The organism is Halomonas sp. IOP_31, assembly GCF_021151495.1.
GTDB classification, from domain to species: Bacteria; Pseudomonadota; Gammaproteobacteria; order Pseudomonadales; family Halomonadaceae; genus Modicisalibacter; species Modicisalibacter zincidurans.
Genome location: NZ_JAIRBP010000035.1, coordinates 1 through 23,286, shown reverse-complemented (window position 1 = coordinate 23,286; position 23,286 = coordinate 1). Strand labels below are relative to the sequence as shown.

16 protein-coding genes are annotated in these 23,286 nt (G+C 61.5%); 12 read left to right on the top strand and 4 right to left on the bottom strand.

Annotated elements, in window-relative coordinates:
• Positions 1-46: 46 nt before the first annotated feature.
• Complete coding sequence (locus K7I12_RS14845; RefSeq protein ID WP_035575353.1) at positions 47-1,309, bottom strand: HD-GYP domain-containing protein; 1,263 nt, start codon at positions 1,307-1,309, stop codon at positions 47-49.
• A gap of 485 nt (positions 1,310-1,794) precedes the next feature.
• On the opposite strand from K7I12_RS14845, the gene K7I12_RS14840 reads away from it, so the two are divergent.
• The 7 genes from K7I12_RS14840 to K7I12_RS14810 all read left to right on the top strand — a co-directional run bounded on the left by K7I12_RS14840 (position 1,795) and on the right by K7I12_RS14810 (position 9,953).
• Entirely contained in the window at positions 1,795-3,021 is a 1,227-nt protein-coding gene (locus K7I12_RS14840; protein WP_084173572.1) for a D-alanyl-D-alanine carboxypeptidase, read from the top strand.
• Between the two features lie 422 nt (positions 3,022-3,443).
• Positions 3,444-4,559 carry an extracellular solute-binding protein gene (locus K7I12_RS14835; RefSeq protein ID WP_231664573.1) on the top strand — a complete coding sequence of 372 codons (1,116 nt, stop codon included), beginning with the start codon at positions 3,444-3,446 and terminating at the stop codon, positions 4,557-4,559.
• 115 nt (positions 4,560-4,674) lie between these two features.
• Positions 4,675-5,847 carry an ABC transporter ATP-binding protein gene (locus tag K7I12_RS14830; RefSeq protein WP_231664572.1) on the top strand — a complete coding sequence of 391 codons (1,173 nt, stop codon included), beginning with the start codon at positions 4,675-4,677 and terminating at the stop codon, positions 5,845-5,847.
• The gene (locus tag K7I12_RS14825) at positions 5,831-6,718 is read left to right on the top strand and encodes an ABC transporter permease (RefSeq protein ID WP_231664571.1); all 888 of its coding nucleotides are present in this window, start codon (positions 5,831-5,833) and stop codon (positions 6,716-6,718) included. Before K7I12_RS14830 ends, K7I12_RS14825 begins: the two co-directional genes overlap by 17 nt.
• Positions 6,719-6,730: 12 nt before the next feature.
• Positions 6,731-7,537, top strand: a complete 807-nt coding sequence (locus K7I12_RS14820; protein WP_231664570.1) for an ABC transporter permease — start codon at positions 6,731-6,733, stop codon at positions 7,535-7,537.
• Positions 7,538-7,753: 216 nt separating this feature from the next.
• Positions 7,754-9,766 (top strand): sensor domain-containing diguanylate cyclase, encoded by a 2,013-nt coding sequence (locus K7I12_RS14815; RefSeq protein WP_231664569.1) that lies wholly within the window; start codon positions 7,754-7,756, stop codon positions 9,764-9,766.
• 85 nt (positions 9,767-9,851) lie between these two features.
• Positions 9,852-9,953, top strand: a complete 102-nt coding sequence (locus K7I12_RS14810) for a KGG domain-containing protein (protein ID WP_084173706.1) — start codon at positions 9,852-9,854, stop codon at positions 9,951-9,953.
• A gap of 173 nt (positions 9,954-10,126) precedes the next feature.
• Here the strand turns inward: K7I12_RS14810 and K7I12_RS14805 are convergent, their stop codons facing one another.
• The 3 genes from K7I12_RS14805 to K7I12_RS14795 form a co-directional block, all read right to left on the bottom strand.
• A complete protein-coding gene (locus K7I12_RS14805) occupies positions 10,127-10,534 on the bottom strand; it encodes a response regulator (RefSeq protein ID WP_231664568.1) in 408 nt (135 codons plus the stop codon).
• A 65-nt stretch (positions 10,535-10,599) separates the two neighbouring features.
• Positions 10,600-11,268 (bottom strand): sensor histidine kinase, encoded by a 669-nt coding sequence (locus tag K7I12_RS14800; RefSeq protein ID WP_231664567.1) that lies wholly within the window; start codon positions 11,266-11,268, stop codon positions 10,600-10,602.
• Positions 11,222-14,272 carry a chemotaxis protein CheB gene (locus K7I12_RS14795; RefSeq protein WP_231664566.1) on the bottom strand — a complete coding sequence of 1,017 codons (3,051 nt, stop codon included), beginning with the start codon at positions 14,270-14,272 and terminating at the stop codon, positions 11,222-11,224. The genes K7I12_RS14800 and K7I12_RS14795 overlap by 47 nt, the downstream gene beginning before the upstream one ends.
• A gap of 303 nt (positions 14,273-14,575) precedes the next feature.
• Here K7I12_RS14795 and K7I12_RS14790 point away from each other — a divergent pair, with 303 nt between their 5' ends.
• The 5 genes from K7I12_RS14790 to K7I12_RS14770 all read left to right on the top strand — a co-directional run.
• Positions 14,576-17,941 (top strand): helicase-related protein, encoded by a 3,366-nt coding sequence (locus K7I12_RS14790; RefSeq protein ID WP_231664565.1) that lies wholly within the window; start codon positions 14,576-14,578, stop codon positions 17,939-17,941.
• Positions 17,938-18,606 carry a DUF4391 domain-containing protein gene (locus tag K7I12_RS14785; protein ID WP_231664564.1) on the top strand — a complete coding sequence of 223 codons (669 nt, stop codon included), beginning with the start codon at positions 17,938-17,940 and terminating at the stop codon, positions 18,604-18,606. The genes K7I12_RS14790 and K7I12_RS14785 overlap by 4 nt, the downstream gene beginning before the upstream one ends.
• A gap of 34 nt (positions 18,607-18,640) precedes the next feature.
• On the top strand, positions 18,641-20,533 hold the full coding sequence (locus K7I12_RS14780) for a site-specific DNA-methyltransferase (RefSeq protein WP_231664563.1): 1,893 nt from the start codon (positions 18,641-18,643) through the stop codon (positions 20,531-20,533).
• Complete coding sequence (locus K7I12_RS14775) at positions 20,530-21,591, top strand: virulence RhuM family protein (protein ID WP_031384502.1); 1,062 nt, start codon at positions 20,530-20,532, stop codon at positions 21,589-21,591. Before K7I12_RS14780 ends, K7I12_RS14775 begins: the two co-directional genes overlap by 4 nt.
• The coding region (locus K7I12_RS14770; protein WP_231664562.1) for a DEAD/DEAH box helicase family protein at positions 21,588-23,286 on the top strand (1,699 nt) is incomplete at its 3' end. The genes K7I12_RS14775 and K7I12_RS14770, both read left to right, overlap by 4 nt.

Here is a 23,286-nt window from a genome sequence, read left to right as displayed (position 1 = left end):
CAGTCGCGCTCCGTTTTTGGTTGGCTAGTGCAACCCCTTTCGGTGCTCAGACGATGTGCAGGAGCATCTTCTCCATGCTCAGATTGTATGACCCCGGCGGCAACACCGCCTGGATCTCCAGGGCCTCGTCGCCCTGGTTGTTGTCGCTGGCAAGATCGATGACCGTTTCGGTGATGCTCTGCTTGTTCTCGTCGAGGGTTACCAGCACTCGTGGATGCAGGCGGTTGTCGGGATTGACCGAGAGCACCATGCCGACCATGCCGTTGCTCAGCTCGACGATCGAGCCGGGCGGGTAGATACCGATGCATTCGATGAAGCGAATCACCAGGGCGTCGTCATAATGGTCGCCGCGTGCCTTGTAGAGTATGCGCAGCGCCTCTGAAGGCGGCCGGGCCTTGCTGTAGGGGCGATCGCTGGTGATCGCGTCATAGGTGTCGACGATCGCGATGATTCGCGCGATCAGGCCGATTTCCTCGCTGCGCTTGCCGTAGGGGTAGCCGGTACCGTCGAGGCGCTCATGATGGTCGCGACTGGTGTTCTTGACGGCGAGCGGTATTCCCGGGTCGTCGACCAGCATCTGATAGCCCTGCAGGGCATGGGTGCGAATATGCGCGAATTCGGCGGCGGTCAGCTTGCCCGGCTTGTCGAGGATCGCGCGGTTGAGCTTCATCTTGCCGACATCGTGCAGCATGCCGGCCAGGCCGAGTTCCTCGATCTGCTTGCGGTCATAACCGAGATGGCGGCCGAAGATCATCGCCATCACCCCGACGTTGAGGCAGTGCTCGGCGGTATATTCGTTCTCGTTCTTGATCCGCGAAAGCCAGCTGAGCGCGCTGGGATTGGCCAGCACCGATTCGGCGAAGCGTCCCACGGTGTCCTTGACCTGGGGGATGTTGCGATGCCAAGTCTGCTCGTCGTGCATCATTCGCCGGAACATCTCGCGTGCCTCGGTGAAGGCCGGGCTGACGCGGCGCAGCTCCTCTTCGGCGGGGCGTTCGATGGGGTGCACGCGATACACCCGATATCTCGGATCGACAGCAGCCCCGGGACGTTCCAGGGGCATCGCCCGCTCGCGCAGCAGCGCCTGGACTTCCGGGGTCGAGCGCTGGGGATCGACGTAGACGCGCTGGCACAACTGACGCAGGCGCTCCAGCTCGTCGGCTTCGGTCAGACGCAGACCCTCGATGAGAAACGGCGTCTCGATCCAGGGACGGTCGAGATCGCTGACGTACATGCCTATCTGTAGGTGGTCGACCGAGATCGCGCACAGATGTTCGACGGATCGCTCGGACGCCTCGAGCTCCTGCATGGTCTTGCCTCATGCCGTATTGATCTATTTACAGTTATAGCAGAGGCGTCTGGTGGAGGTGGCCGCATCAGGCAAAGCGCGCTCGCCGGTATCCATGCCGGCGAGCGGCTTCATATCTGCTATAACACCGCAATGCCGGGACAGCGCTTGGCAAGGAAAATATCGGCCGAGCCGCGAATGACTTTAGCCGCCCCATCCGGAAAAATTTCTCGAAGGGGCTGCAAAGAAGGAGGTGCTGGCCGATAATCGGTCTAGGAGCCCGTCGGACTTGACACTGACCTACTGCGAATCCCGGCCTTTCGGCCAATTTCATCGATCCATTTCGTTAAATAGCGCGCTATTCGCCTCAATTGATCGATAAATTTGACTCGAAACCCGTGCTTCTCGTGACGATCGGCCAAGCCCGACAGACTCCTAGACGCAAGCGGTTTCGAGTGACACGCCACGACACCAGACACAATAATAGCAGCAGGGAACGAGAGACCATGCCATCCATCTTTCCTGGCGCCGCCTGGCGGCGTGGCACGCTAACCGTATTGGTTGCCGCGTGTATTGTCGTTGCCGGCTGGAGTTCGCCGTCGGCGGCCGGAAGCAACCCGCGCTATGCCGGCATCGTCGTCGACGTTGCCAGTGGCGAAATACTCTACGCCGATCGGGCCGACAAACCGCGTTACCCGGCGTCGTTGACCAAGATGATGACGCTCTACCTGCTGTTCGAAGCGATCGAACGTGGCGGCCTGAGCCTCGCTGATAGCTTGCCGGTGTCGGCACATGCCGCCGCTCAGCCGCCGACCAAGCTTTGGCTCGAGCCCGGCGAGCGGATCCCGGTGGAAACGGCGATCCTTGCCTTGATTGTACGCTCGGCCAACGACGTCGCCGCCGTCGTCGCCGAGGGGCTCGCCGGCAGCGAGCCGGCCTTCGCCCGCCAGATGACCGACAAGGCGCGTGCGCTGGGCATGCGCGATACGACCTTTCGCAACGCATCGGGACTGCCGGACGACGTTCAGGTCACCACCGCCCGTGACATGGCCCGGCTGGCGCTGCATCTGATGCAGGACTTTCCCGGCTACTACGATTATTTCGCCAGCACCCGCTTTTCCTATCGGGGCAAGCTCTACCGCGGCCACAATCGCGTACTGACCCGTTATCCGGGGGCGGATGGCCTCAAGACGGGCTTCATCAGCGCGTCGGGCTTCAATATCGCCACCTCGGCGGTGCGCGACGGGCGGCGTATCGTCTCGGTGGTGATGGGCGGCTTCACGGCCCGCTCCCGCGACGATCACGTCATCGACCTGCTCGATCGCGGCTTCGCCCGGGCCGCGCTGATGGACCGTGGCGACTGGGTCGCCAAGACGGCGATCTTCGACAACGAGCCCGCGGTGATTCGCCATCCGGCTCAGCCGGTTGGGGAGGATCCGATCGGTCAGTTGATCGCCGGGCTCGACAAGCAGGATGCGGGAGTCGTCGGCTGGGCCGTGCAGGTCGGCGCCTTCAGCGATTCCCGCCAGGCGCGGGCGCTGGCCAGCCGCGCGGCCGGTTACGTGGATGCCGCCGGGGCCACGCCGAGCGTCTCGGTGACCCCGACCGAGAATGGCCAGCCGCTGTTTCGAGCCCGGGTCATCGATCTCAAGGAAAGCCAGGCCCGGCAGAGCTGCCGCGATCTGCAACAGCAAGGTATGGATTGCGTGGTGGTCGCCGGTGTCGGCGGCTGAACCGGCCGCCATGGGCCGCGGTTATCGTGCGAGTCCGGCTTTTGCCGTTTGACGCTTCCCCAACGCCCCGCCGATGCGGGGCGTTGCCGAGCGCCGCCGGGCGATTCATCACACAGTGATCGCCAGCGTTGAATGACGCTCCTCCCGCTTCGGCGACGGCTGCTATTATCTATGTGTTCGGGCTGTCACTCATGTGTCATGTGGGCGTCACCCGGCAGCGGCATCATCTCGCCTAGGCTTTGTCCGAAGAGTGCCTGCGCTCGACCATGCGGCGTTAAAAATTGGCTCAAAGTACTCATTTACAACCCGTAAACTCCGTCTTTTCGCCAATTTTTGCCTTGCCTGGCCATCCGCTCGTCGACTTTTCAGACGAAGCCTAGCCAGAACACAAGAAGCAAAAACACATCAGGAGATGAAGGTTCATGTCGATCAGTCGTCGTCGCTTCCTGCAGGGCTCACTGGCCGCGGGGGCCGCCGCTTCGTTCCCCGGTTTCTACATCAACAAGGCGCTGGCGCAGGAGCAGACCCTGCGGATCTATGCCTGGGCCGGCTATTTCAGCGATGAAATGCTCGCCGACTTCCGCGAGAAGAGCGGCATCAATGCCACCTTCACGCCCTATGGCACCAACGATGAGTTGATGAACTCGCTGCGCGCCACAGACGGCAGCGGCTTCGACGTGATCATGCCCACCGTCGATCGCGTGCCGGGTTATCTCGACTACAATCTCGTCCAGCCGCTCGATGAGTCGCGCATTCAGTGGCAGGGCTGCCTGGACAGCGCGCTGGAGGGCTCGGAGGTCGGCGGCGTGGTCGATGGCAAGCGCTACTTCGCACCCAGCGACTGGGGCACCGAAGCGATCGCCTTCGACCGTCGCTATGCGGCCGTCGATCCGGACAACCTGAGCTACGGCGACCTGTGGAATCCCGACAACGGCCAGGGCGTCACGGTGCGTAGCCACTCCGCGTTGGTGGGCATCGGCCTGTGGCTGCAGAGCCAGGGCAAGTTGCCGCGCCCGCTGCTCGAGTCGTATCAAAGCGAAGAGGCGATGCGCGCCAATTTCGAGGTGATTCTCGCCGAGGCGGTCAAGCACAAGGGCATGATCGCCCAGTTCTGGTCGACCGAGAACGAGGCCCAGGCGGCGTTTCGCACCAATGGCGCGGTGATCGGCCAGACCTGGGACAGCACCGCCTTCCGGTTGCAGAACGAGGGCATGGATATCGCCTACCGAGCGCCGAAGGAGGGCGCCCTGGCGTGGATGGAGGGCTTCGTGATTCCCAGCAACGCCCAGAACGTCGACGCGGTCTACGAGCTGATCAACTGGTACTACACCCCCGAAGCCGGGGCGATGTTCGTCGAGTCGACGGGCTACAATTCCACGGCGAAGGGCGCCGCGAAGCTGCTCCCCGAGGCCTCGCGCCAGTTCTTCGAGGCTTCGTATTCGAAGCAGGATCTTGCCAACCTGTGGTGGTGGCCGATCCAGGAGCCCTGGTACGTGGCGCTGCGCAACGAGTACCAGGACCGCTACCTCTCGGCCTGATTCGAGCCGGCAGGCAAGCCAACGCACCGGTCGGTCAACCCTCGGCCGGTGCGTTCGTGCAGGGCGGCCCTTCGGCGGCCTCGGGTATCGACAATAATCGACAACAAGAGCGTCTATGGACGGTAGCGTCACGCTGGAGCGGATAGTCATGCGTTTCGGCGATTTCACGGCCATCGAGCCGACGCGTCTGACCATCGAGTCCGGCGAATTCTTCAGCTTTCTCGGCCCTTCGGGGTGCGGCAAGACGACCCTGCTGAATATCGTCAGCGGCTTCTTGTCGCCAAGCGAAGGGCAGGTGTATATCGGCGGCGAGCCGATGGTCGGCGTGCCGGTCAATCAGCGGCCCACGGCGATGATCTTTCAGAACCTGGCGCTGTTTCCGCTGATGAGCGTCTATCAGAACATCGAGTTCGGGCTCGAGGTGCGCGGTGTCGGGCGCGCGGCGCGGCGACAACGCTCGGACGAACTGCTCGAACTCGTGGCACTCACCGGCAGTGGCGACAAGCCGATCGCGGCGTTGTCGGGCGGCCAGAAACAGCGCGTGGCGATCGCCCGGGCGCTGGCGGTGGAACCGCGCGTGCTGCTGCTCGACGAACCGCTCTCGGCGCTCGACCTGAAACTGCGCCAGCACATGCGCAACGAGCTCAAGGCGATCCAGCGCAAGACCGGCATCACCTTCATCTATATCACCCACGACCAGGGCGAAGCGTTGGCCATGTCGGACCGGGTGGCGGTGATGTCGGCCGGGCGCATCCAGCAGGTAGCCGACCCCGAGACGCTCTATCACCGCCCCGAGACCGGCTTCGTGGCGGCTTTCGTAGGCGAGAACAACCGCCTGGCGGGAAGCGTCGTCGAAGTCGGCGAGACGCTGATCACCCTGGAGGTGGCGGGCCTCGGGCGGCTGGCCGGGCGCGCCGGGCAGGCGGCGCTGGTCGTCGGCCAGCGCGCGGCGCTGTACGTGCGCCCCGAGCAGCTCGTGCTGCGCGACGCGCCGGCAACAGCAGGCGCATCGGCCACGCTGGAGGCCGAGGTGGAGTCGGTCAACTTCGAAGGCGCCTGGCGCATGCTCGAGGCGCGACTCAGCAAGACCGGCGAACGGCTGCGCATCCTGCTGGGCCAGGGCGATGGCTCCCGGCAGGCGCTGGCCCCCGGCGCGCGCGGACGCTTCGGCTACGATCCGCAGCAGGCGATCGTGCTGGCCGACGACGATTCGCCGCGACTCGACGCCGAGACCGGCGAGGTGATGTCCGGGCAGCCATGGGAGAGCGCCCATGCTGCGTCAGCTTAAGGCGCGCTTCGGCGGCCCGGTGGCCATCGCCATCGTCGGCCTGCTGTGCATCTGGCTGATCGCCATGGTGGTGCTGCCGCAACTGCAGATGATCGACTATTCGCTGCGCCCCAACCTGTTGCCGGACGAGCTGGGCGGGCCCCGGGACCACTGGAGCCTGACCAACTACGCCACGCTGTTCGACAACCGGATCCACCTGGCGATCTTCTTCAAGACGCTGTGGTCGAGCGTACTGGTGACGGTGCTGACGCTGCTGGTCAGCTACCCGGTCGCCTATTACCTGGCCAAGATCGCCACCCCGGGGCAGGCGGCGCTGTGTCTGCTGCTGCTGATCATCCCGTTCTGGATCAACGAGATCCTGCGCACGTTCTCGTGGTTCATCATCCTGGCGTTTCGCGGCCCGCTCAACGAGGTGCTGTTGACGCTGGGGCTGATCGAGCGGCCGGTGCGCTTTCTCAACGGCGATGCCGGCGTGCTGGTGGGCATGGTCTACGCCTATATCCTGTTCATGATCTTCCCGCTGTACAACGCCATCGAGAGCCTCGACGGCAACCAGGTGCGTGCCGCCCACGACCTGGGCGCCGGTACCGTTCGAACTCATTGGCGGATCGTCATCCCGCATGCCAAGCCGGGCATCGCCACCGGCTGCATCATGACCTTCATGCTGGCCGCGGGCAGCTACGCGGTGCCGGCGCTGTTGGGCTCGCCGGGCAGCCGCTGGTTCACGCAGATCATCTACAACTGGTTCTTCGAAGGCGGCGACTGGAACCAGGGCGCGGCCTATGCCTTCCTGCTGCTGGTGCTGTGCATCGGCTTCATGTCGCTGGTGATGCGTCTGTTCAAGGTGGGGCTGGCGGACATTGCGAAATAAGAGAGTCGTGGGATGAGTGCGCAACGTTTTCTGAACTGGGGGCTGCGCCTGTATATCGGCGTGTTCTTCATCTACCTGTTCCTGCCGCTGGTGATCATGGGCACGGCGACCTTCAACGACAGCCGCTTCCCGACCATCACGCCCTGGCGAGGGGCGACGCTCAAGTGGTTCGCCGAACTGGCCGCCGACGAGCGCATGTGGGCGGCACTGGGCAACAGCCTGCTGGTGGCCGCCGGCGTGCTGTGCCTGGCGGTGCCGATCGGTGTGGCCTGCGCGTTGTTCCTGACCACCGTGGAAAGCCGTGGCAAGCCGTTCGTCTATGGCCTGATCCTGTCGCCGCTGCTCACGCCTGGGGTGATCATCGGCATCTCGACGCTGATCTTCTGGCGCCAGTTCGACGTTGCCGGCGGGACGCTGCTCACGGTGCTGGGTCAGACCACCTTCATCTCGGCCTATGTGATGCTGATGATCATGGCCCGCCTGCAGCGCTTCGACCGAACCCTGGAGCGTGCCGCCCTGGACCTGGGCGCTTCGCCCTGGCAGGCGTTTCGTCGGGTACTGTTGCCGTTTCTCCGGCCGGCAATCCTGTCGGCGGCGGTGATCGCCTTCCTGCAATCCTTCGAGAACTACAACACCTCGCTGTTCGTGGTCGGTTACGACACCACCCTGACCGTGTATATTGCCTCCAAGGTGCGTACCGGTCTGACCCCGGCGGTCAACGCGCTGGGCTTGATCCTGATCGTGATTACCGTGGCGCTGGCGGTGATCTACGAGATCAAGCGCAGGCGTGAGGCCCGCGCTCGAACGCCGCTCGGCTGATACAGGCTCGATGCAAAGACGGCGACCGCGAGGAGTCGCCGCTCAGTGCTGTCGCGTTGCCGGGCCGTGGCGAGCCAAAGCCGCCGGGCTCAAGCCGGTTCGACGCCTTGATCGCGGCACGCATGAGGTAAGCCGATAAATCGCGTTAGCTATGCCTGCGATAGCCAAGTCTGGCACTCTGCAGTACATGAGTTGATTCCTGGACGAGGGCCGAGCTTGAAAAGCTGGAAACGTGAACCGGTGAAGCGCGTGCTGCAACTGTTCGGCGCAGGGATCAAGTCGATGCACAAGCGATTGCTGCTCGGATTGGCGCTGGGCTGGATTGCAATCGTGTTTGCCTTGCTGGTGTCGACCTGGTTTACCGGCCAGCGCCAGATTCGTGAAGTCAACGACAATCACCTGAAGTACGAAGCGACGCTCATCGCCGAGCAGGTCAATCAGGAGCTATCGCTACGGCTCGATTCGCTGCAACGGCTGGGCGGTACATTCGATACGGCCATGATCGACAACGCGACCTACGTACGCGCCAAGCTGGCCCAGAACGACGCCCTGCTCGAACTGTTCGATTCGTTGATAGTGGCGGACGATGGCGGGCAGGTAGTATCTCGGTGGCCCGAGCCGAAAGCCCCAATGAGTGCCAACGTCGCGGATCGCATGTATTTTCGATTTCTGCGCTCGGTGGGGCGGCCCTACATCAGCGAGCCGTTCATCGGTCGTTACAGTCAGGCGCCCATGGTCATGCTGGGCGTACCGCTCACGGGGCCGGATGGCGAGTTTCTGGGCATGCTCGGCGGCGCCATCAATGTGCTTGAAGGGAGGCTGTTCGATCGCTTGCGGCGGATTCGTATCGGCAGCGAAGGCTATGCCAGCATCCTCACGTCGTCGGGGCGGGTGCTGGTCCATCCCAACAACAGCTGGATTCTCGAGTCGGCCCCCTCGGCCGAGCAGAACCCGTGGCTCGACCTGGCGCTGTCCGGCTGGGAGGGCACCGCGCTGGGGCCTACCGCCAACGGCGACATCGCCTTGCAGGCCTACGAACAGGTGTGGCTGGCCAACTGGGTGGTCGGCGTCTACTTGCCGCGTGACCAGGCCTATGCGCCCCTGGAGTGGTTCGTGCGGCACCTGTGGCTGGTCGGCGGCGTCACGGTACTGGTCATGCTGGCATTGCTGTGGTGGCTGCTCAATCAGGCCTTGAGGCCGCTGCAAAGCCTGGAGCGCCAGATCGAGGCCGTCGGCCAGGGACATCGGGACTTCGTCGCCGTCGATACCCGCGCACTCGAGATTCAGCGGGTTGCCGATACCTTCAATCGCGTGGCGCAAAGTCGCCGCGACGCTGAGAGCCGGCTGCACGATCGCCAGGCCTTCCTCGACGCCGTGCTGGCGTCGTCGCCGGTGGGCATGTTCGTCTACGGCCTCGATGGCGAGGTTCGCTACGTCAATCCGGCGATGGTGGAAATGACCGGGTACAGTCTGGAGCAGTTCCGCTCGCGTGGGCATGCCGAGCGCGCCCACCCCGACGACCGCGACGATGTCGCCGATCTGTGGCGCTCGAGCTTGAGCTCGGGGCGCGACTTTCAGCGCCAGTATCGCTACCTCAAGGCCAACGGCGAGGTGATCTGGGTCGAATCCCACGCCACGCTGGTGCGCATGGAATCCGGGGCGCCGCTGGGCTTCGTCGGCACCCTCAAGGACATCACCGAGCACCAGCAGGTCGCCGCGCTGCAACGCTGGGAAGCCGAGCACGACCCGCTCACCGGGCTGCTCAACCGGCGCGGCTTCGAACGCCGGCTCGACGAGGCGCTGGCCGATTGGCTCAAGGGGCGCGTCGTCGCGGCGCTGATCCTGTTCGATCTGGACCATTTCAAGCCGATCAACGACGAGGGCGGCCACGCCCTGGGCGACGAGATGCTCAAGATGATCGCCGACGTCATCGGCACCAAGGTGCGCAAGAGCGATTTCCTGGCCCGCTATGGCGGCGATGAGTTCGCGGTGTTGATGCCGGGCTGCGGCCTGGAGCAGGCGCGCCAGACGGCCGAAGCGCTGCGCCGGGCGGTGGAGGCCCTGAGCGTCGAGCATGCGGGCAAGCGCTACAGCGTGACGCTCAGCCTGGGCGTGACCGACCTGCATGGTACAGATAGCGACAGCGACCACCCGATGCGCCGCGCCGACCAGGCGAGTTATCTCGCCAAGGAGCAGGGGCGTAACCGGATCGTGGTAACCGGTACCTGAAAGCGGCGAGCCTGACCCGGATCAACCGCTCATTTCAGCTCGGTGAAGCTGATTGCTGATGTTCAAGGTTAAAGCGGAGTGCTAAATCCCTCCCGCCGATGGCAATGTTGCCAACGATCCGGAAAAAGCCTCTGAAGCTGGCCACAAGGGCGGCAAGAACAGCAATGGTGGCGGTCGCAACTCTTAAGTCGCAACAAATTCGCGACTCTTGATCTTGCCAACAGGCTTGGTGAAGCTCGAAGCAAGTCCGTGCACTGCCGGCAGCCTGCTGTCGGCAGTTTTTTCTCGGGACTCTCTCGGGACTCTCTCGAGACCCTCTCGAGACCCTCTCTCGAGTCACCGCCGAGACGACTCAACGGCTCAATACTGCAGGGCTTTGCTGATATAGCGCTCGCCCTGCATCATCTGGCGAATGGCGCCAGGCAGCTCGCCGGGGTCGCCCTTCAAGACATAGCCTTGGGCGCCGGAGGCCATGGCCTGCTCGGCATAGTGCCGCTCGCCATGGCCGGACAGGATGGCGCAGGGCAGTTGGGGATAGAGAGCCTTCACCGAACTGATGAGGTCGAGCCCGCTGACCCCGGGCAACGACAGGTCGATCAGCATGAGATCCGGCGAGGCCTGGGCGAGATTCTCCAGGGCCGCCTCGCCGGAGTCGGCAGTGGCGCAGACCTCCAGGTCCGCTTCCTGCGAAATGAACTCATTGAGCATTTTCTGCATGAGCACATGATCTTCGACGACGAAGATGCGTGCCGCGTTCTCTTTACCCATCGTTCAATCCCTTGAAATCCATGGCGACATTACCGAAATATCTCGCAAGGCTATTTCTCGCAAGGCTATTGAGAGGCCGCCTGCGAAGTCTCCTTTTCCGCTTCACGCTTCAGCGGTACTGTCACCAGTATAGAAGTACCCGTGCCGGGTGCCGCATCGATCTCCATGTGACCGCCGAGCAGGCGTAGCCGCTCGCGGATGCTGAACAGCCCGAACCCGGGATGCTCGTCCTGCTGCGCCTCCATGACCGCGAGATCGAAGCCGTCTCCCGAGTCGCTGACGCGAATCACTACCTGCGCGTTCGTCTGGTCGAGTTCGACCCGCGCCTGGTCCACGTTGGCGTGCTTCTTCACATTGAAGAGCAGTTCCCTGACAACCTGGAAAAGCAGCACGCGCATGTCTTCGTCGAGGATGTTCGGTGGCTGAAGCGCAGACACCTCCACGTCGAGGCCGTGCAGTTGCTTCATCTGTCGTTTCAGCCACCCCAGGGCGTCGACGAGGCCTTCCTTCTTGAGAATGGGCGGGCTGAGATCCACAGTCACCTGGCGGGTCGTTTCGATGGCCTGGACCACCCACGCCTGCGTGCCGGCAAGGAGTTCTTGCAAGTCCCCATTGTCCTGCGTCTTGAGCTTGTCCTGAGCCATGCGCATGCGCATCTGCAGGCCATAGAGCAGCTGCTGCAGGTCGTCATGAAGCACCTGGGAAATCCGCCGACGCTCTTCCTGCTCGGCCATGGTCAGTCTCGATGCCAGGTCGCGCACCTGCTGTGTGCGTTCCTGAACGCGTGCCTCGAGGGTCTCGTTGATATCCTTGAGCGCTTGCTCGGCGAGCTTCTGCTCGTTGGTATCGCTCATCATGCCGACCCAGCCGCGAATCGTCCCGTCGGCTGCGCGCAGAGCGCCTGCCCTGACCTCGATCCAGCGATACTCCCGGCTGGGGGGCATGATAGAGCCGCAGTTCGTTATGCAGCGGTGCGCCCGTCTCGACGGATTGCCGCCATGTCGTCAGCGCCTGATCGCGGTCGCCGGGTTCGATGGCCTGGGCCCAGCCCCAGCCTTTCAACTGCTCGTAGGTCTGGCCCGTGTAGCTTCGCCAGGAGGGCGAGTCCTCGACCGCGGCGCCCTCGGCATCGGTGGTCCAGATGATCTGTGCCGAGATGTCGACGAGCACGCGAAAGCGCTCTTCGCTGGCGCGCAGATCCTCCTCGAAGCGCTTGCGATCGGTGATGTCGATGAAGGTGATCACCACCCCATCGATGCGGTCGTCGACGTTGCGGTAGGGCCGCGCGCGAGTCAGGTACCAGCGGCCCTCCTGGTCCCGTACCTCCTGCTCGACCGGTGAGAGCCGATCGAGTACCGTCTGGGCGTCGTCGGTCAGCCGGTCGTAGCCCAGGCGATGGGTCAGATCCGACAGCGGCCGGCCACGATCGGCCGTGCGAATGTTGAACAGCGCGCCGACCTGGGGCGTGAAACGCAGGATGCGCAGCTCGCGGTCGAGAAAGATCGTGGCGATGTCGGTGGCCGTCAGCAGGTTCTGCAGGTCGCTGGAAAGCTGGCTGAGTTCCTCGACCTTGTGGCGGTTTTCCTGATTGACCGTGGCGAGCTCCTCGTTCATCGACTGAAGCTCCTCCTTGGAAGTCTCGAGCTCTTCCATCGTCGAGCGCAGTTCCTCGTTGGCCGACTGCAGCTCTTCGTTGGCCGCCTTCATCTCCTCCTGGCCGGTCTCGTACTCCTCGATCACCGCTTGCAGACGCTGCTCGTTGAGATCCAGCTCCGCCTCGAGTTCCCGCGAGGAGGCTTCGCTCTGGGCGTCGAAGGTACGCGCGGGCGTCGCATGGTTGTCCGTGCGTTCCTCGAAGATCACCAAAATCAGGCCCTGGTCTTCGCGTGACTCGGCGGGGCGCACGTGCATGATGACGTTGCGTTGCTCGCCCTCCAGACGCACCGCAATCGGCTTCGAGCGAACCGCCTGGCTCTCCTTGTCGGCGGCTACCAGGGCGGCGCGCAGGTCTAGGCGCAGCTCATCGCGCAGCAGTTTGAAGACGTTCGAGGTCGGTTCCCCGCCGGGGTGCACCAGAAAGCGCCCGGCATGCTCGGAGAAATGCACCACCTTGTGATCGGCATTGATCAGGATGCTCGGCGGCGCATAGCGCTCGACCATCCTCTGGTGCAGCGCACCGTAGGTTTGCAGCGCGCGTGGATTCGCTTCCGCTGGTTCCTCGTCCTGGGGCCGTCTTCGGCTCTGGGCCAGCGGAAACACCGGCAGGTGAAGGCCATGGGTGGGTACGTTGCGCTTGCGGTACAAGCACAACTGCTTGTTCTCGACGTGAAACAGGTCGGAGCGATCGGCGGTCTCCGAGGTGCCCAGCACGAGGTAGCTGTCGGGGTTCAACGCATAGTGAAAGACCTCGATCACATCCTGCTGAACGTCACGCTGCAGGTAGATCAGCACATTGCGGCAGGCGATCAGGTCGAGTCTGGAAAACGGCGGGTCGCCGAGCAGGTTGTGCGGGGCGAAGACCACCAGCTCGCGCACCTCCCGACGAATCCGGAATCCACCGTTCTCCTTGACGAAAAAGCGGCGAATGCGTTCGGCGGAGACATCGATCTCGATATCTCCCGAATACAACCCATCGCGCGCGGTCTTCAAAGAATGATCGTGCAGGTCGGAGGCAAAGACCTGCAGCTGTGGCGGGCTTGCGTGGCGCGATGCCGCCTCCAGCAACAGCATGGCCAGTGAATAGGCCTCCTCGCCGGTCGCGCACCCCACCGACCAGATGCGGATCTGATCCTCGTGGCCCTTGTCGGCGAACAGCTGCGGAATGACATCCTTCTCCAGCGCTTCGAAGACCTCTCGATCGCGAAAGAAGTTGGTCACGGTGATCAGGAATTCGTCGGCCAGTGCGCGGGTTTCCTCGGGCTGTTCGCGCAGCATGTCGAGGTATTGGCCGAGATCCTCGATGTGGTGAAGCTGCATGCGCCGCTGGATACGGCGCATCACCGTGGAGCGCTTGTAGCGAGTGAAGTCACGCCCGCAGCGTGCGCGGACCTGGGCGAAAATCTTCTGCTGGATGGCGCGCTGGGCCTCGTCCAGGTCGACGCCCTCGGCGGGCACCACGACCTTGGGGCGGGTCGTGGCATAACGGATGATCTCCCCGGTGATCTGGTCCAAGGGCAGGACCCGATCGACGAGCCGGGTGGAGAGCGCGCTCTGCGGCATGCCGTCGAACTCCGCCTCGCGGGGGTCCTGAACCACTGTCAGGCCGCCGTGCGCCTTGATCTCCTTGATGCCCAGCGTGCCGTCCGAGCCCGTGCCGGTGAGAATCACCCCCACGGAATCGCCATCGAAGGTATTGGCGAGCGTGCGGAAGAAGTGATCGATGGGCGCTCGCTCGCGGCGCTTGTCCTCGAGTTGCGAGAGCCGCAGGTGGGTGTCGACGGTATTGAGGTTGCGCCCCGGCGGGATCACGTAGACGTGATCCGCCAGCAGGGGCACGGTCTCCGTGACCTGCTGAACGGGCAGCTTCGAGTGCGGTTGCAGCAGATCGGCCAGATGGCTCTTGTGCTCGGGAGACAGATGCATGACGACGACATAGGCCAGTCCCGATTGCTCGGTGACGTTCGAGAAGAACCGCTTGAGCGCCGCGAGACCGCCGGCCGAGGCGCCGATCCCCACGACCGTAGTGGGATTGCGACCGTCCGCTTCACTCTCGCTGGTAGGCTGCTGATCTTCGTTCATGCGCGCTCCAATCCTTGCTCATCGCCCGGGCCAGCGTGGCCTGAAATAGCTCCCATCGTCGAGTATTCTGGCTCATCGTGCCAGAAGCAAAGTATGAAAGAATATAAACTTAACTTTTTATAAGTTATGTGCAGTTATATGCTCGAGCCATTTAAGCTGGTTTCAGGATATCCGCATCGGGCGAGAAGAAATGAACCGCTGCGTTTCATGATGCTAAGCCCTTGATATAAGCTTGAGTCTTGTGCTCAACCACAATGACGAGACCGCCCACAGGCGGCCAGGGAACCGCAGGGGAGCTGCACCATGGAAATCATCGACAACGTCAGTCGGCTGCTCGGCGACGACCTGAAGGATACCCTGCGGCCTGGTGCCCGGCTCAAGATCGCTGCCTCCTGCTTCTCGATTTATGCCTACGAAGCCCTCAAGCAGGAGCTGGAGGCCCTGGACTCTGTCGAGTTCATCTTTACCTCACCCACCTTCGTGCCGGACCAGGCGAGCGACAAGTTTCGCAAGGAGCACCGCGAGTTCCACATCCCCAAGGCGGAGCGTGAGCGCAGTGTCCACGGCAGCGAATTCGAGATTCAGCTCAAGAACAAGCTGACCCAGCGGGCCATCGCCCGCGAATGCGCCGATTGGATGCGTCGCAAGGCCCGCTTCCGCTCCAACCGGGGCCAGGCCGCCATGCAGCCCTTTGCCGGCGTCGCGGCCCCAGGCGGCGATACGGTCTATATGCCGCTGCAGGGCTTCACGGCGATGGATCTGGGTTACCAGCAGGGCAACGCGGTCTCCAACTTCGTCACTCGCTTCAGCGAGCCAGCCCACACGTCTCAGTTCATGGCTCTCTTCGATCAGCTGTGGCAGGACGAGGAGAAGCTCGGGGACGTCACCGAACGGCTGCGCGAGCATATCGCTTCGGTCTACCGGGAAAACCCACCGGAGCGGATCTACTTCCTGATGCTCTACCACATCTTCCATGAGTTCCTGGAAGACTTAAGCGAGGACGTGCTGCCCAACGACCGCACCGGCTACCAGGACAGCGTCATCTGGCAGAAGCTGTTCAACTTCCAGCGCGACGCGGCCACTGGTGTTATCAACAAGCTGGAGACCTACAACGGCTGCATCCTGGCCGACAGCGTGGGGCTCGGGAAGACCTTCACCGCCTTGGCGGTCATCAAGTACTACGAGCTGCGCAACCGCTCCGTGTTGGTGCTGTGCCCCAAGAAGCTCGCCGACAACTGGCTGACCTACAACCGCAACCTGACCACCAACGTGCTGGCCCAGGACCGCCTGAATTACGATGTGCTCTGTCATACCGACCTGCAGCGCACCCGCGGGGAATCCTTCGGCATGCCGCTGGATCGCGTCAACTGGGGCAACTACGATCTGGTGGTGATCGACGAGTCGCACAACTTTCGCAACAACGACGTCTACAAGGATCGCGAGACGCGCTACCAGAAACTGATGAATCAGGTCATCCGTGCCGGGGTGAAGACCAAGGTGCTTATGCTCTCGGCCACTCCGGTCAACAACCGCTTCACTGATCTGAAGAACCAGCTGGCCTTGGCCTATGAAGGCGAGGCCGAGAACCTGACTCGCCACCTGAGCGGTGCCAAGGATATCGAGGGCATCTTCCGCCGCGCTCAGGCCACCTTCAACGAGTGGTCGGCGCTCCCGCCGGGGAAGCGCACCACGGGCGCCATCCTGCAGGCGCTGGATTTCGACTTCTTCGAGCTGTTGGACAGCGTCACCATCGCCCGCTCACGCCGGCATATCGAAACCTTCTACGACACCAGCGATATCGGCAGCTTCCCGGAGCGCCGCAGGCCGCTCTCGTTTCACTGCCCGCTCACTCACCGACCCGGCGTGATCGGCTTCAACGAGATCTTCCAGCAGCTCTCCCAGCTCAAGCTCTCCGTCTACGCCCCGATCAGCTACATCTTGCCCAGCCGCCTCAAGAAGTACGAGGAGATGTACGACACCGAAGTGTCCAGTGGAGGCGGTAGCTTCAAGCAGGTGGACCGAGAGAAGAGCCTGCAGGCCCTGATGACGACCAACCTGCTCAAGCGCCTGGAGAGCTCGGTGGCGGCGTTTCGCCTGACCCTGGAGGGGTTGCAGAATAGCTACCAGATCATTCTGGATAAGATTGCGGCCTTCAAACAGACCGGCCGTTCGGAGAGCTTCGCGGACATCACCGCGTCCTTCGAAGACGCCGACCCCGATGACGACAGCATCCCCATGCCGGGCGATACCACGGTGGGCAAGAAGGTCCAGATCAGCCTGGAGGACATGGATCTGCCGTCCTGGGAGCATGACCTGAGCACCGACCTGGTGTGGGTCGAGCTGCTGCTGGAGGAAATGGCCAAGGTCACCCCGGCCGACGATGCCAAGCTGCAGCACCTCAAGACCCAGATCGCCAGCAAGCTGGCCTCGCCGATTAATCCGGGCAACCGCAAGGTGCTGATCTTCACCGCCTTCGCGGATACCGCCAAGTACCTCTACGACAATCTGGCGCCTGTATTGCTGGAGAGCCAGGGTGTGCACACCGGCCTGGTTACCGGCAGCGACGCCCCGAAATCGACGATTGGGGCCATGCCCAATAGTCGCCAGCACTACGACTTCCAGGGCCTGCTGACGCTGTTCGCCCCGCAGGCCAAGAGCAAGGCCGTGGTGTACCCCAATGAACCCCGCGAGCTGGACATCCTGATCGGGACCGACTGCATCTCGGAAGGCCAGAACCTGCAGGACTGCGACACTCTGATCAACTACGACATCCACTGGAACCCGGTGCGCATCATCCAGCGCTTCGGACGCATCGACCGCATCGGCTCGCCCAACGCCAGCATCCAGCTGGTCAACTACTGGCCGGACATCAGCCTGGACGAGTACATCAACCTCAAGGAGCGCGTCGAGAACCGCATGGTGATCGCCGACGTCACCGCCACCGGGGACGACAACGTGCTCAACGCCCAATCCAACGACGTCGCCTACCGTCGCGAGCAGCTGCGTCGCCTGCAGGATGAAGTGGTGGAGATGGAGGACCTCAAGTCCGGCGTGTCGATCACCGACCTAGGCCTGAATGAATTCCGTATGGACCTGCTGGGCTACATGAAGGAAAACGGTGACCTGAGTCGTATTCCCAACGGGCTGCATACCGTCGTGCCGGCTCGCCCAGAGAAAGGCCTGCAGCCTGGGGTCATCTTCACGTTGCGTAACCTCAATCAGCGGGTAGGCCATCAAGGCAGTACGCTGCAGCAGCAGAATCGCTTGCATCCCTTCTACCTGGTCTACATCAGCCACACCGGCGAGGTGATCAGCGACTACACCGAGGTTAAGCGCCTGCTCGACCTGGCACGCACCGCCTGCAAGGGGCTGAACGATCCCGTTGAAGCCGTCTATCGCCCCTTCAACGAGGAAACCCAAGACGGTAGGGAAATGTACGTTTATTCGGCGCTACTGGATCAGGCTATCCGCTCGATGATCGAAGTAAAGGAGGATAGGGACATCGATAGCCTGTTTAGCGGTGGCGAGACCACGGCACTGGTCGATACCATTGGAGGGCTCGACGACTTCGAGCTGATTACCTTTGTCGTCATTCGTGAGGCGGGCTCATCCACAGACATGGGCACGGAGCGTCATGCGGCCGGCAGGGAAAGTAAGAGAAACTCATGACGGCACCGCTTTATCAGTACCCGGTCAAGACCGTGCTCGGCCGCGTGGTGGCCAAGCAGCGCATTCTGGCGCATGTGCGGGCCACCACCAAGCTTAGGGAGCGCTTGCGGGACGACGTCGCCCAGATCACCTGGCATGCCAAGCTGGCCCATAACACTATTAACCTGTCAGGCACCAACGATGTGCCGGAGCTGCAGGTCTTCGTGATCACGCTCAAAGGCGAGGACCTGCATCGAGACGTGCTGCGGGCCATCGACCGCGCCATTCCCTTTCCGATCCTGTTCGAGCTACATGGTGACCGAGGCATCCGAGTCACCGCCGCCTACAAGCGACCCAGCCAGGCCGACCCCAGCAAATGGGTGCTTGATGACCACTACGCAAGCAGTGACTGGCTCCCAGCTCAGACGCCCCGGCAGCCGCTGCCCACGGCCATCGACCTGAAGAAGCTCTACCAGCAGCTGCTGCGCAGCTTGCTCTCCGCGCCGCCGCGTCAGGGCGAAGCCCTGCCGGATCAGCTGGAGCGCTTGAGGGCCCTGGAAGCCCTCAAGAAGGACGCAGCCACCCTCGAGAAGCGCCTTCGCAACGAGAAACAGTTCAACCGCAAGGTCGAGATCAACGCCGAGCTGCGCTCGATTCGTGAGAAAATTGCCGACTATGACACCTGATCACGACCGCAGAGGTCCGGAGACACGCAACACCATGGACAAGCTGAAGATGCACTCGCCCAACCTGTCCGAGGACAGTATCGCCAAGCTGGCCGAGCTGTTCCCCGGCTGCGTCACCGAAGCGCGGGATGAGCAGGGGCGGATGAAACAGGCCATCGACTTCGACCAGTTGCGCCAGGAGCTCTCCGATCATATCGTCGACGGGCCAAAGGAGCGTTACCACCTCAACTGGCCCGGCAAGCGGGAAGCCCTGCTGGCGGCTAATGCGCCGATTACCAAGACACTGCGCCCCTGTCGGGAAGAGAGTGTGAGCTTTGACTCCACCAAGAACCTTTTCATCGAGGGGGATAACCTTGAGGCCCTGAAGCTTCTTCAGGAGACTTATCTGGGTAGAGTCAAGCTGATTTATATCGATCCGCCCTACAATACAGGGCGTGAATTCATCTACGACGATGACTATCGTGAGTCCTTTGATGACTACCTTGATTCGTCGGGGCAGCGTGATGAAAAAGGTGGCCGGTTAATTGCCAATACCGAATCCAATGGACGCTTCCATTCGGACTGGCTATCTATGATGTACCCCCGGCTGCGGCTGGCAAAGAACCTTTTATGCGATAACGGCGTGGTCTTCATTTCCATTGATGATCATGAGGTTGATAACCTTAGAAAGCTGTGTGATGAAATTTTTGGTGGTGAGAATTTTATCGCACAAATCATCTGGCAAAAGGTTTACGCTCCAAAGAACTCTGCTTACTGGTTCTCAGAAGACCACGACTATATTCTGGTTTATGCCAAGGATAGAGTCTCATGGAGGCCAAATAAGCTGCCGAGAACGGCAGAGATGGAAGCACGCTACAAAAACCCAGATAACGACCCCCGCGGCCCATGGAAAGCTGCGGATATGTCCGCAAGAAACCGTTATGACGCGGGAATTTATCCGGTGACTACCCCTGCTGGCAGGGTTATTCCGGGACCTCCGAAAGGCCGGTATTGGGGGGTTGATGAGAAAAGGTTTAAGGCATTAGATGAAAATGGGAGAATATGGTGGGGAAGCGATGGGAATAATGCCCCTGCTATTAAGAAATTTTTGTCTGAGGTCTCTGAGGGCAGGACTCCACAGACCATTTGGTCGTATAAAGAAGTTGGCCACACTCAGGATGCGAAAAAGACGCTCTTGAAGTATGTTGATTTCCAAGAGACGGAAAATGTCCTCAACTCAGTCAAACCCGTTGAGCTGATACAGAGGATCTTGCAGCTATCCACATCGTCAGATGGCAACGATATTGTGCTTGATTTCTTTAGCGGAAGTGCGTCAACAGCCCATGCTGTGTTAAAGCAGAACTTTGAAGACGGCGGAAACCGCCGCTTTATTGGGGTGCAGATTCCCGAACCGCTGCCCAAGCCTGAGCCCGAGCTTGGCTCAATCTTTGAGATGGGGGCTAAGCGTATTAAGAACTACGCCAAAGAGGTTTTATCAGAAGCCGATGACCAAAGGGCTAGTTCTCTCGACCTTGGCTTTCGCGTCGTGAAAGTTGACTCGTCAAACATGCGAGAAACTCACTATTCGCCGGATGCCCTCAGCCAGGACCTGCTATCTGAAAATATCGACAATATCCGCGAGGGCCGGAGTTCAGAAGACCTGCTCTTCCAGGTCTTGCTGGACTGGGGGGTGGATTTGTCACTCCCCATCTCTCGTCAGGACATTGATGGAAAAACCGTCTTCTTCGTCGACGGAGCCGAGAAGCATATGGCCCTGTCTGCCTGCTTCGACCTCGATATCGACGAGGCATTCGTCAAGCAGCTCGCCGAATACGAGCCGCTACGCGTAGTGTTCCGCGATGCCGGCTTTACCAGCGACAGCGTCAAGATCAACGTCGAGCAGATCTTCGCCCAGAAGTCGCCCAATACTGAGGTGAAGGTGCTATGACCCAGGATAAGCATCCACAAGGTGGCCGGTTGATTCGCAACAGCACAGCGGAGTTCCTCATCTTCACCGGGCAGAGTGGGGAGCAAAGCATAGAGGCCCGCTACGAGAATGGCACTATCTGGCTCTCGCAGAAACTCATCGCCGAGCTTTTCGGGGTCACCAAGCCGACGATCAATGAGCACCTCAAGAATATTTATCGTGAGGAGGAGCTCACCCAGGAGGCAACCGTTAGGAAATTCCGAACGGTTCAGCAGGAAGGGCCGCGTGAGGTCACTCGCACGCTGGAGCACTACAATCTGGATGCCATTATTTCGGTCGGTTACCGGGTCAACTCGATCCGCGCCACACAGTTCCGGCAGTGGGCAACCCAGGTGCTCAAGCAGTTTGCTGTCAGGGGCTATGTCATTGACAAGCAGCGGATGGAAAACGGCAGCTTCCTGGGGGAAGACTACTTCGAGCATCTGCTGGCCGAGATTCGAGAGATTCGGCTCAGTGAACGGCGCTTTTATCAGAAGATCACCGATATCTACACCACCAGTGTGGATTACAACCCCGCAGCGCCTACGACCAAGGCCTTTTTTGCCAAGGTTCAGAACAAGCTCCATTTTGCCATCCACGGCCATACCGCTGCCGAGCTAATCCAGGCCAGGGCAGATAGCGACAAGCCGCACATGGGCCTTACCTCATGGGGTAACGCGCCGGCTGGCAAGGTGGTCAAGACGGATGTGGCGATTGCCAAGAACTACCTGACGCAGCAGGAGTTGGAGTCGCTGGGGCGAATCGTCAATGCCTACCTGGATCTTGCCGAGGAGCGCGCTCGCCGCAACATCCCCATGACGATGGAGGATTGGGCGAAGCGTTTGGATATGTTCCTGGAATTCGATGATCGTGAGGTGTTGCAGGATAGCGGGAAGGTAACCGCCAAGCTCGCCAAGGCGTTTGCGGAAAGCGAATTCGAAAAGTTTCGCATCTTGCAGGATCGTCTATTCGAGAGCGATTTTGACCGCATTCTCAAGGATGGTGATACGGAGCAAGGCGGGGAGGGTGAAACGTCATGAAGCTCAAGTTCAAGACTCAGCAATACCAGACAAGGGCCGTCGAGGCGCTGGCGGATTGCTTTACTGGCCAGCCCTTCAGCAGCGGTATCCACTATCGCATCGATCCGGGCGAGACCGCCCCCCTGGCGCAGCCGATGCAGCGTGACATGTACGCCTTGCCAGACCCCGACGATGCCGGTTTCAAGAACGCCGCGCTGGAGCTGACGGAGCTTGAGCTGCTGAACAACATCCGGACCGTGCAGCGCCGCCAGAACCTGCCGCTCTCCGACGGCCTGAAGAAGGACGACAAGACCGGCTGCCCCTACAACCTGGACGTGGAGATGGAGACCGGCACCGGCAAGACCTACGTCTACCTGAAGAGCATGTTCGAGCTGAAGCAGCGCTACGGGTGGAGCAAGTTCATCGTGGTGGTGCCCAGCATCGCCATACGAGAAGGGGTCTACAAGTCGCTGCAGATCACCGCCGACCACTTCCTGGAAAGCTACGGGGAGAAGGCGCGCTTCTTCATATACAACTCGAAGCAGCTGCACAACCTGGAAAGCTTCTCCTCGGATGCCGGCATCAGCGTGATGGTCATCAACGTGCAGGCCTTCAACTCCCGTGGCGCCGATAACCGCCGCATCTACGATGAACTGGACGATTTTCAGTCGCGGCGCCCCATTGATGTCATCAAGGCCAACCGGCCGATCCTGTTCCTGGATGAGCCGCAGAAGATGGAAGGGGGCAAGACGCTCGGCTCACTGAGCGAGTTCAGCCCCCTGTTCATCGTGCGCTACTCGGCCACCCATAAAACGACCTACAACAAGATCCACCGCCTGGACGCCCTGGACGCCTACAACCAGAAGCTGGTGAAGAAGATTTCGGTGCATGGCGTCACCACCAAGGGCCTCACTGGCACCGATGCCTACCTCTATCTGGAGAACATCGAGACGGCCAAGAACAAGCCCCCTGTCGCATGGGTCGAGTACGAGGAAAAGTCGGCCAGCGGCGTGAAGCGCAAACGCCGCAAGCTGGGCAAGGGCGACAACTTACATGAGCTATCGGGTGGGCTGGATCAGTACAAGGGGTTCGTCGTCTCGGATATTGACGCTCGCGTAGACCAGCTCAGCTTCACCAACGGCGTCGAGCTCACCGCCGGAGAGGTGACCGTCGACGTCACCGAGAAGGCGCTGCGCCAGATCCAGATCCGCGAGGCGGTCAAGGCGCACTTCAAGAAGGAGCAGTTGCTGTTCTCCCAGGGGGTCAAGGTGCTCACGCTGTTCTTCATCGATGAGGTGGCCAAGTACCGCCAGTACGATGAGGGCGGTGAAGTGCTGGGTGAGTACGCCCGGATCTTCGAGGAGGAGTACAACCGCCAGCTCAATCAGGTGCTGACTCTGGAGGATAGCGCGTACAATCGCTACCTGAAGGGCATCAGCGCATCAAGCACCCACAACGGCTACTTCTCCATCGACAAGAAGTCCAAGCGCCTCGTCGACCCCAGAACCAAGGCGCGTTCCACCGAGACGGACGATGTCGATGCCTACGACCTGATCCTGAAGGACAAGGAGCGCCTGCTCTCCTTCGAGGAGCCTACGCGCTTCATCTTCTCCCACTCCGCACTGCGGGAGGGCTGGGACAATCCCAACGTGTTCGTCATCTGCACGCTGAAGCACAGCGATAACTCCATCTCCCGGCGTCAGGAGGTCGGACGCG